The sequence below is a fragment of the Kitasatospora sp. NPDC059803 genome (assembly GCF_042732255.1).
Taxonomy (GTDB): Bacteria; Actinomycetota; Actinomycetes; order Streptomycetales; family Streptomycetaceae; genus Kitasatospora.
On sequence record NZ_JBHWIJ010000255.1, the window covers coordinates 2068 to 12804 of the forward strand.

At 74.8% G+C, this 10737-nt stretch carries 6 protein-coding genes; all 6 read left to right on the forward strand.

All coding sequences use genetic code 11. The features are described from left to right. The first annotated feature begins 151 nt into the window (after window positions 1-151). A complete protein-coding gene (locus tag ACFV6I_RS30490; protein WP_380428774.1) occupies window positions 152-1453 on the forward strand; it encodes a hypothetical protein in 1302 nt (433 codons plus the stop codon). 344 nt (window positions 1454-1797) lie between these two features. After that, window positions 1798-4680: a leucine--tRNA ligase gene (leuS, locus tag ACFV6I_RS30495; RefSeq protein WP_380428775.1), complete on the forward strand. Its 2883-nt coding sequence runs from the start codon at window positions 1798-1800 to the stop codon at window positions 4678-4680. A gap of 334 nt (window positions 4681-5014) precedes the next feature. Then, window positions 5015-5815, forward strand: coding sequence for a hypothetical protein (locus ACFV6I_RS30500; protein ID WP_380428777.1), 801 nt, complete (start codon window positions 5015-5017; stop codon window positions 5813-5815). A 163-nt stretch (window positions 5816-5978) separates the two neighbouring features. Further along, on the forward strand, window positions 5979-6824 hold the full coding sequence (locus tag ACFV6I_RS30505) for a DegV family protein (protein WP_063347537.1): 846 nt from the start codon (window positions 5979-5981) through the stop codon (window positions 6822-6824). Between the two features lie 152 nt (window positions 6825-6976). Further along, complete coding sequence (locus tag ACFV6I_RS30510) at window positions 6977-8017, forward strand: helix-hairpin-helix domain-containing protein (RefSeq protein WP_380428779.1); 1041 nt, start codon at window positions 6977-6979, stop codon at window positions 8015-8017. Window positions 8018-8126: 109 nt separating this feature from the next. Then, on the forward strand, window positions 8127-10737 hold a 2611-nt coding region (locus tag ACFV6I_RS30515; protein WP_380428781.1), incomplete at its 3' end, for a ComEC/Rec2 family competence protein.

Consider the following 10737-nt stretch of genomic DNA (forward strand, 5'->3'; position numbering starts at 1 on the left):
TCCCCCTTCACTGGCCAAGCTCACGGGGGGTGTTACAAACCCCCCTCCCCACACCCGCGCCGGGGCCCCCCCCCCCACCGGCCCCCCCCCCCCTTCGGCGTTCTGCGCATGCCACCGGCGGAAGGGCCGGAAAGACCGCTACCGTCGTTCCATGGCCGATCTGGAGCGAAGGCGGAACGAGGAACTGGCCCGGATACTGCACCAGCTCGGCTGGAGTCCGGAACGGCTCGCCCGCGAGGTGAGCCTCGCCCTGCCGCCAGGCCTGGCCATCAGCTCCACCGCCCCCTACAAGTGGCGCGACCGCGGCATGGTGCCGCGCAGCCCGCACGACCAGACCGTCTGCGAAGTGCTCAGCCGCACCCTCGGCATCGCCGTCACCTACGAACAGCTCTGGGGCCGGATGGGCGGCCACCGCGGCGCCAAGATCCTCTCGCCCCGGCTGCTCACCGACCCGTGGACCGCAGACACCGCTCAGACCGCGCTGCGCGAGGCCGCCACCGACGCCGGGCCCGTCCGCCTCACCGACCTCTTCCGCGGCGCCGACCTCGACCAGGCCGCCGAACGGCTCGCCTCCCCGCCCCCGCCCGTCGGGGGCGGCGAAGGGGCGCTGCGCATCGACCCCGGCCTCGTCGGCGACCTCGGCCTGTCCTACCGCAGCAAGCAGCGGCTCGAACGCTCCTGCGGCGGCGGACTCGTCCTCGGCCCCACCCGGGCCGAACTCGCCATGCTGGCCAAGCTGCTGGAACTCGGCGCCTACGACGAACGGGTCGGCCGCGAGCTGTACGGCACGGCCAGCCGGCTCGCCCGGCTGGCCGGCTGGGCCGCGTACGACCTCGGCCACGACGCGGCCGCCCAGCGCGCCTTCGTCGCCGCCCTGCGGGCCGCCCACGTCAGCGGCGACGTCCGGCTCGGCGTCGCCGTGCTCGGCGGCCTGGTGGTGCTCGCCACCCAGGGCACCGGAGGGCGCGGCCTGGACGCCGTCGCCGCGCTCAACACCGCCCTGGCCCGGCACGGCTCCGCACTGAGCCCCGTCGGCCGGGCCCGGCAACTCGGCCGGATCGCCCGCGCGCACGGCCGCCGGGGCGAGGCCGAGCAGGCCGAGGCCGCCGCCGCCCGGGCCTTCGCCGAACTCGACGGCGTGCCCGGCACGGAGGCGGCCCGCGCCGAACTCGCCGGGATGGTGGGGGAGGGCCGGCTGGCACTCGGCCAGCACCGGATGGCCAAGGCGCTGCTCGCCGAGGCCGTCGCCGGGCTGGGGGCCGGCCGCGGGCGGTCCAAGGCGCTGCTGATGGTCCGCCTCGCCGAGACCCACCGGCGCCTCGGCGACCAGCGGGAGGCCGCCCGCACCGCGTCGCTCGCCCGGGCGCTCGCGGCGGGCATGCAGTCCGAGCGGCTGGCGCGGGCGCTGCGCGACTTCGACGCGGCGACGCGGTCGGCGTCGGCGGGGCGGTGAGGTCTGTGTGTGGCGGGGCGGGGGCGGCGTCGGCGGGGCGGGGGCGGCGTGTGGTGGGGGGCTTCCCGGGTCGGCGGTGAGGTCCGTGCGGGGGCGGGCCCGGGGCCGTCGGGCCCCGGTGGATACCCGGGAGCGCGCTGATCTGCTTGCGGTACCCTGAGCCCATGCGAACCGTGCGCCTGCTCCTTAGCCGGCCGCGCTGACCAGGACCGGTTACGCCCTCGGGCGGTGCCGGAGTCGGCGTGGCGTCCCCTCCTGCGAGGGGATTTTTTGTTTTCCGCCCCCGTTCACGGGCCGGCCGTGTCCGCGGTTCGCCAACTGACATCGATGGAGCTTGAAGGACCATGAGCGAGACGACCCCTGCGTCCGGCACGGCCGAGACCGCGACCGAGCCGTTCCGGTACAGCGCCGCGCTGGCGGCGGAGATCGAGTCCCGCTGGCAGGACCTCTGGGAGAAGGAGGGCACCTTCAACGCCCCCAACCCCGCCGGTGCGCTGGCCGACCCGGCGGCCGGAGACGTCGCCGCGAAGCCGCACAGCTTCATCATGGACATGTTCCCGTACCCCTCGGGCGCGGGCCTGCATGTCGGCCACCCGCTGGGCTACATCGCCACCGACGTCTACGCCCGCTACCAGCGGATGACCGGCCACAACGTGCTGCACACGCTGGGCTACGACGCGTTCGGCCTGCCCGCCGAGCAGTACGCGGTGCAGACCGGCACCCACCCGCGGGTCTCCACCGAGGCCAACATCGCCAACATGCGCCAGCAGCTGCGCCGGCTGGGCCTGGGCCACGACCCGCGCCGCTCGATCTCCACGATCGACCCGGAGTACTACCGCTGGACCCAGTGGATCTTCCTGCAGATCTTCAACTCCTGGTACGACGAGCAGGCCGGCCGGGCCCGGCCGATCGCCGAGCTGATCGCCCGGTTCGAGTCCGGCGCGAAGCCGACCCCGGACGGGCGCCCGTGGGCCGACCTGTCCGCCGCCGAGCGCGACGAACTGCTGGGCGAGTACCGGCTGGCGTACTCCAAGGAGGTGCCGGTCAACTGGTGCCCCGGCCTGGGCACCGTCCTGGCCAACGAGGAGGTCACCGCGGACGGCCGCTCCGAGCGCGGCAACTTCCCGGTGTTCAAGTCCAACCTGCGCCAGTGGATGATGCGCATCACCGCGTACTCCGACCGCCTGATCTCCGACCTGGACCTGCTGGACTGGCCCGAGGCCATCAAGCTCCAGCAGCGCAACTGGATCGGGCGCTCCGAGGGCGCCCGGGTCGACTTCGCCGTCGACTCCGGTGAGAAGATCACCGTCTTCACCACCCGGCCCGACACCCTGTTCGGCGCCACCTACATGGTGCTGGCCCCCGAGCACGGCCTGGTCGACTCGATCGTCCCGGCCGCCTGGCCCGCGGACGTGCCCGCCGAGTGGACCGGCGGCGCAGCCACCCCCGCCGAGGCCGTCGCCGCCTACCGCGCCACCGCCGCCGCCAAGTCGGACGTCGAGCGGCAGGTCGAGGCCAAGGTCAAGACCGGCGTCTTCACCGGCGCCTACGCCGTGAACCCGGTCAGCGGCGCGTCCGTCCCGGTGTTCATCGCCGACTACGTGCTGATGGGCTACGGCACCGGCGCCATCATGGCCGTCCCCGCCCACGACCACCGCGACTTCGCCTTCGCCCGCGCCTTCGCGCTGCCGATGCGCTGCGTCGTCCAGCCCACCGACGGGCGCGGCGAGGACCCGGCCGCCTGGGACGACGCCTTCGACACCTACGACTCCGTCATCGTCAACTCCTCCCGGGACGGGCTGACGCTGGACGGGCTGGGCGTCGTCGACGCCAAGGCCGCCGTCACCGCCTGGCTGGCCGAGCGCGGCATCGGCGAGGGCACCGTCAACTACCGCCTGCGGGACTGGCTGTTCAGCCGCCAGCGGTACTGGGGCGAGCCCTTCCCGATCGTCTACGACGAGGACGGCGTCATGCACGCGCTGCCCGAGTCGATGCTGCCGGTCGAGGTCCCCGAGGTCGAGGACTACTCGCCGCACACCTACGACCCGTACGACGCCACCTCCTCGCCCAAGACCCCGCTGTCGCGCAACGAGGCCTGGGTCAACGTCGAACTGGACCTGGGCGACGGCGTCCGCACCTACCGGCGCGAGACCAACACCATGCCCAACTGGGCGGGTTCGTGCTGGTACGAGCTGCGCTACGTCGACCCGTCGAACTCCTCGGCGGTCGTCGACCCGGCCAACGAGAAGTACTGGCTCGGCCCCACGGCCACCAAGCCGGCCGGCGGCGCCGACCTGTACGTCGGCGGTGCCGAGCACGCCGTGCTGCACCTGCTGTACGCGCGCTTCTGGCACAAGGTGCTGCACGACCTGGGCCACGTCTCGTCCGTCGAGCCGTTCCACAAGCTGTTCAACCAGGGCATGATCACCGCCGACGTCTACCGCGACGAGCGCGGCTTCCCGGTGCCCGCCGCCGAGGTCGAGGAGCGCGACGGCCAGTACTTCTGGCAGGGCGAGGCCGTCAAGCGCGAGGCCGGCAAGATGGGCAAGTCCCTGAAGAACGCCGTCGCGCCCGACGAGATCGCCGACGAGTACGGCGCCGACACGCTGCGCCTGTACGAGATGTCCATGGGCCCGCTGGACGTCTCCCGCCCCTGGGACACCCGCGCCGTCGTCGGCTCGTACCGCTTCCTGCAGCGGCTGTGGCGCAACGTCGTCTCGGAGGCCACCGGCGACCTGGTCGTCACCGAGGAGGAGCCGGACGAGGCGACGCTGCGTGCCCTGCACAAGGCGATCGACGGCATCCGCGGCGACATGGCCGGGCTGCGGTTCAACACGGCCGTCGCCAAGGCGATCGAGCTGAACAACTACCTGGTCAAGCGCGGCTCCACGCCGCGCGCCGTGGCCGAGCAGCTGGTCCTGATCGTCGCGCCGCTGGCCCCGCACATCGCCGAGGAGCTGTGGCGCCGGCTGGGCCACGACGAGTCGCTGGCGCACACCGACTACCCGGTCGCCGACCCGGCGTACGTGGTGGACGAGACGGTGACCTGCGTGGTGCAGCTCAAGGGCAAGGTGAAGGCCCGGCTGGAGGTCGCGCCGACGATCTCGGACGCCGAGCTGGAGACGCTGGCGCTGGCCGACCCGGCCGTAGTCGCGGCGATCGGCGAGGCGCCGGTGCGCAAGGTGATCGCGCGGGCGCCGAAGCTGGTGAACATCGTCACGGGCTGAGGCTGAGAGGCTGAGGCTGAGGTCGGTCAGTTGAGGCTGAGGCTCAGGTCGGCCGGCTGCGGTTGAGGTCGCGCGGCTGATGTCGGTCGGCTGGTAGTCGGCCGGCCGAGGCTGCTGGGGCGGGTGTCCTTCGGGACGCCCGCCCTCGCTCGTGCCCGGGGCCCTGGGAGGACCCTCGAACCCTCGGGGAGATCCCCGATCTGTCCCTGATCTCCGCCGCCCGGGCCCGTTCCGTCCGCCCCGGGCCCGATCCGGCGGCTACCGTGGAACCCTCGGCAGTACGGCCCGCGTTGGGTCCGGTGGGGGCCGAAACGGTGGCGGAAGGTGGCTCGCGATGGACGCGTTCGGCGTGATGATCGGCCTGGTCCTGCTCTTCGGGATCGCGGCGTTCGTCCTGGCCGTGGTCGGCACGGTCAAGGCGGCGAAGGCCGTCGCCACGAAGATCGGGCGGCACGAGGCCAACGCCCGGCGCGCCGTGGAGAACGCCACCCTCAAGGCGAAGACCTTCACCAAGGTCGGACCGCCCGGCCAGATCGCCGCCGTCCGGCTCGGTCTGCGCACCTCGCTCGACGGCACCCGGCAGGTGCTGGAGAGCGGCCTCCCCCAGGACGGCCAGCTCGGCGAGTCCCTCGCCCTGCTCGGCAGGCTCGACGCACACGCCGCCGAACTCGACGGCGAACTGCGGATGCTGGAGCGGGAGCCGGACACCGCGCGGATCGCGGCCAAGCTGCCGGAGCTGCGCGAGCGCGCCGAACGGATCACCCACTCCGCGGAGACCATGCGCTGGGCCGCGCAGGACCGGATGCACCGGTTCGCGGACGACGAGCTGAGCCGGCTCAGCCAGGAGTGCGAGAGCGAGGCGGGGGCGCTGCGGCACTGGGACACCTCGGGGGAGTCGTCGTCCGCGTCCGCCTCTGGCTCCGGCTCCGCTGCTTCCTCCGCGTCGTCCGCGTCCTCGGGTTCGGGGGCGGGCTCGGGTTCTGGCTCGGGGGCGGCCTCCGGGGGTGCTGTGCGGGCCGGGCTGACGGACGGGAAGAGCCGTCCGAGCGCCGAGGAGCTCCTCGGACTCGTCGATCCGCTGGCCAAGCTGGCCCAGCGGCTGCGGAAGCCGTCGGCGGGGCCCACGGCAGGCTGAGCCGAGCCGAGCCGAGCCGAGCCTGAGCTGAGCACCCCGCGCCGGGTGCTGCGGCCGTGCTTCGGCGGGTGCTGCGTGCTTGCTCCGGCGGCGCCCTCGGGGCCTTTCGGGGCTCGCACCCGGGCGCTGTCCTCCCGGACGAACGGGGAGTAATCTCCGCCTCATGCCCTCTGACCTCGCACTTGTCACCGACTCCACGGCCTACCTGCCGCAGGAGACCCTCGACCGGTACGGGATCACGGTGGTCCCGCTGAGCGTCGCGGTCGGTGACGCGGTCCTGTGCGAAGGCGTCGAGATCTCCCCCAAGGACGTCGCCGAGGCGCTGCGCGACAAGCAGCGGGTGACGACCTCCCGACCGAACCCCGAGGCCTTCGCCGCCGCCTATCGGGCCGCCGCCGAGGCCGGGGCGAAGGGCATCGTCTCGGTGCACATCTCCGGCGAGCTGTCCGGCACGGTGGAGGCCGCCCGGCTGGCGGCCGCCGAGGCGCCGGTACCCGTGCGGGTGGTGGACAGCCGACTGGTCGGCATGGCCCTCGGATACGCGGTGCTGGCGGCGGCCGAGGCGATCGCGGCCGGGCGGGACCTGGCGGAGGCGGCCGAGGCCGCCACCCGGCGGGCGGCCGTGACCAGCGGGTTCTTCTACGTCGACACCCTGGAACACCTGCGCAGGGGCGGCCGGATCGGGGCGGCGCGGGCGCTGCTCGGGTCGGCGCTGGCGGTCAAGCCGCTGCTGCACCTGGACGGGGGGCGGATCGAACCGCTGGAGAAGGTGCGCACCGCGTCGCGGGCGATCGCGCGCTTGGAGGAGATCGCCGTCGAGCGGTCGGGGGGCGGGGAGGTCGACATCACCGTGCACCACCTGGCGGCCGAGGAACGGGCCGAGCCGCTCGCGGAGCGGCTGCGGGCCCGGGTGCCGGGGCTGCGGGAGCTGTACGTGGGCGAGGTGGGGGCGGTGATCGGCGCGCACGTCGGGCCGGGGCTGCTCGCGGTGGTCGTCGCGCCGCGCTGAGCGGGCCGGGCGTGCCGCGTCGCGGGCTCTGGTCAACTCCTCGCGGCGCTGATCACTCGTGTGAGTGATCTGTTTTGTCCACAACCCCTGAGTTATCCACAGGGGTTCGGTAATTTCTGCGCACTCTGCCGAGGACTCCTACCGTCCTCGGCATGACGACCATGGGCCTGGGCGCGGCGAAGCGCCACGAGATCAACGAGACCGTCCGGCTGCGGATGGCGGCGCTGCTGCCGACCGGCGGCGTCGCGGGCGATGGGGCGGGAGCAGAGGCCGGTGCCGGTGCCGGGGCGGGCGGGCCGGTGGGCTCCGGTGCCGCGATGGGCGCGCTCGCGTCGACCGGGCCGCCTTCGGGCGCGGTTCCGGCCGGGGCGGGGGAGCGGCCTCCGTCGGCGGGGCCTGCGCCGCCTGTGCCGTCTGTGCCGTTGGAGCCGGTCAGGGCGGGCGGTGACGCGGATCCGCCGGGGCCGGGGGCCGGGTCGGGCCTTCGATTCGGCTCGGCGATGGCACTCGACCGGCGGGCGGTGGCCGGGTTGGCCGTCCTGCTGCTGTTCGCGGTCGGCTACGCCGTGCAGTACTTCTGGCTGGCCAGACCGCAGGCGGTGGCCGTGCCGGCGTTGGCGTCCGCCCCGGTCTCACCGGTCTCACCGGGGGCGGAGGGGGCAGAGGGGGCGGCATCCGCGTCCGTGTCGACTCCGGCCTTGGGCCTGGGCCCGGCCGCGGTCTCGGCGGCCGATCCCGTCGGCCCCGGGGGCGGGGCGGTCGTCGTGGTCGACATCGGCGGGCGGGTTCACCTCGCCGGCCTGCACACCCTGCCCGGCGGCTCGCGGGTGGCCGACGCCCTACGGGCGGCGGGCGGTCCGCTGCCGGAGACGGACACCCGAAGCCTCAACCTGGCCCGGGTCCTGACGGACGGTGAACAGATCCTGGTCGGCGAGCCGGCTCAGGCCTCCGCCCCGGGCGCCGGGGCCGGCAACGGACCGCCGGCGGCCGGCACGCCCAGACCGCCCGTCAGCCTCAACCGCGCCGGCCTCGAACAGCTGGACACCCTCCCCGGCGTCGGCCCGACCCTCGCCCAGCGCATCCTCGCCTACCGCACGTCGCACGGCTCGTTCCGCACGCTCGACCAGCTTCGGCAGGTCAGCGGCATCGGGGCGCGCACGTTCGCGGAACTCCGACCGCTGCTGACCCTCTGACCTCCCCGTCCGTCCCCTTGCCCGCCTGTTCTCCCGCCCGTCCGTCGTCGGCCGTCGTTGCTCGTCGTCGTTCGTCCGTCGCCGCCACCATCCGAAGGGAGGTACCGCCGTGCCCGCCACCATCGAACCGAACCTGCCGAACCGCTCCACCGGTGCCGACTTCCGGCTGCTGCTTCCCGCCGTCTCGGCCTGGGTGGTGACGGCCGCGCTCCTCGGCCTGGAGCCGGGGTACGACGTCCTCGCCTTCGGCCTGGCGGGTGCCGCCGCACTGGCGGCCGTCCTGCTGCTCGTCAGGCCCGCGTTCCCACGCCGACGCGCAGCGGCGGTGACCTTGGCCGCCGTCCTGCTCACCGGAGCCGCCGCCGCGGTGGCCACCCCGCTGCACACCGCCGATCTGCACCGGGGGCCGCTGCCGGAGCTCGTCCGAGCGGCCGAGCACGCCCCGCCGCGATCCCCGGGCGAGCCCGCTCGGGTGGTGGAGGCGGAGCTGACCGTCGCGGGGGACCCGAAGTCCCACGCGGCCCGGGGCGGGACCACCGGCGGGCAGACCCTCCTCACCGTCGACGCGGTGGCCGACCGGGTCACGCTCCTGCCGGACGGGCGCAGTACCCGGACGCGGACCCCGGTGACCGTCATGGTCCGGGGCGCGGAATCCGGGCCTTGGCAGGGGCTGCTCCCGTCGGAGCGGCTGGTGGTGGAGGCCGAGGTGCGGCCCGCGGGAGACGGCTACGACACCGAGTGCGCGGCGCTGCTGGTCGTCCACGGCCCGCCCCGCCGCCTCGCGCCGCCGAACCTGCCGCAGCGGATCGCCGGGCGGCTGCGTGCCGGTCTGCGCACGGCCAGCGACGGGCTCCCGCCGGACGCGCGCGGACTGCTCCCGGGTTTGGTCGTGGGGGACACCTCGCGACTGCCCGACGACCTTGAGGACGCCTTCCGGGCCACCGACCTGGTGCACCTGGTGGCGGTGAGCGGGGCCAACCTGGCGATCGTCCTCGGCGCGCTGCTGGGCGCCCCGGGGCAGGCCGGCACCCCGGAACGGCGCGGGCTGGCCGCGCTGCTGGGGCTCTCGCTGCACACCAGCGCGCTGCTCGGGACGGCGCTGACGCTGGCCTTCGTCGCCGTCTGCCGGCCGGAGCCCAGCGTGCTGCGCGCGGCCGGGACGGGGCTGATCGGCATGCTCGCGCTGGCCACCGGCCGGCCCCGGCAGGCGGTGCCCGCGCTCGCCGGAGCGGTCCTGGTGCTCGTCCTGCTCGACCCGTTCCTGGCGCGTTCCTTCGGATTCCTGCTCTCGGTGCTCGCCACGGCCGGGCTGCTCGTCCTCGGGCCGCACTGGGCCGAGGCGCTGCGGTCCCGGCGCTGGCCGCACCACCTGGCGGGTGCCCTGGCGGCGACGGCCGCCGCCCAGGCCCTGTGCGCGCCGGTGACGGTGGTGCTGTCCGGGCACGTCAGCCTGGTCGCGATCCCGTGCAACCTGCTGGCCGAACTGGCGGTGGCCCCGGCGACCCTGCTCGGCTTCGGGGTGCTCGTGCTGCAGCCGCTCCTCCCGGACCTGGCCCGCCTGCTCGCGGAGCCGGCCGGAGTGCCGGTCGGCTGGCTCGCCTTGGTGGCGCGGCGCGGCGCCGAACTCCCGGGCGGCCAACTCTCCTGGCCGGGCGGGTGGTTCGGGACGGCGACGGTCGCGCTGGCCACCCTGGCGGCCTGCTGGGTGATGCCGCTCCTGCTGCCACGGCGAGCGCCGTCCGGCAAGCCCGTCCGCGCCCGGCGGCGGTGGGTACGGGCGCTGGTGACGGGGGTGCTGCTCGTGGTCCTGCTGGCCGTGCTGCTGCGGCCACCGCAGCTCACCCGGATCGCGACCGGCTGGCCGCCGCCGGGGTGGCGGATGGTGATGTGCGACGTGGGCCAAGGGGACATGCTGGTGCTCGCGGCCGGTGCACCGGACAGCGCGGTGGTGGTCGATGCGGGGCCGGATCCGAACGCCGCCGACAGGTGCCTGCGGGATCTGGGTGTCACGGAAGTGCCGCTGTTGGTGGTGACGCACTTCCACGCCGATCACGTCGAGGGTGTGCCGGGGGTGGTCCGGGGCCGTCGGGTCGGAGCGATCGAGGGCACGACCCTGGACGATCCACCGGGTGAGGCGGCCCGGGTGGCGGGCTGGGCGGTCGGGGCCGGAGTCCCGCTGCTGCGCGCGGGGCGCGGTGAACGGCGCTCGGCGGGCCCGGGGTTGTCCTGGGAGGTGGTCTGGCCCGACGCCGGGGCGGCTGTCGAGGCCCCGGGGGCGAACAACGCGAGCGTCGCGCTGGTGGTGTCGGTGGCGGGCGGACTGCGGATGGCGTTGCTCGGGGACCTCGAACCGCCTGCCCAGTCGGCGCTGCTGGGCCGGTTGGGGCGGGTGGACGTCCTGAAGGTGGCGCACCACGGATCGGCGCATCAGGACTGGGCTTTGACCGGTGCGTTGCGTCCCCGGCTGGCATTGATCTCGTGCGGCGAGGGAAACGCGTACGGGCATCCGTCCGTGCGGACGGTGGACCGGCTGCGCGCGCTGGGTGCGAGCGTGCTGCGCACCGATCGGGTGGGCGACATCGCGGTGACGGGCGGCTCGCCGGCCGTCCTCGGGGTGTCCGTGCACCCGCAGGCGGCGCACGAGGCGCGCAAGCCCCGCTCGCACGCTGCGGACGGAGCGCCCGACTCCCGTACCGGGCGGGGCTCGCACACCCCGCGAG

What these genes read in the sequence shown, in the direction of transcription:
- ACFV6I_RS30490 (WP_380428774.1), top strand. Translation starts at nt 152, where the DNA reads ATGGCCGATCTGGAGCGAAGGCGGAACGAGGAACTGGCCCGGATACTG.
- leuS (WP_380428775.1), top strand. Translation starts at nt 1,798, where the DNA reads ATGAGCGAGACGACCCCTGCGTCCGGCACGGCCGAGACCGCGACCGAG.
- ACFV6I_RS30500 (WP_380428777.1), top strand. Translation starts at nt 5,015, where the DNA reads ATGGACGCGTTCGGCGTGATGATCGGCCTGGTCCTGCTCTTCGGGATC.
- ACFV6I_RS30505 (WP_063347537.1), top strand. Translation starts at nt 5,979, where the DNA reads ATGCCCTCTGACCTCGCACTTGTCACCGACTCCACGGCCTACCTGCCG.
- ACFV6I_RS30510 (WP_380428779.1), top strand. Translation starts at nt 6,977, where the DNA reads ATGACGACCATGGGCCTGGGCGCGGCGAAGCGCCACGAGATCAACGAG.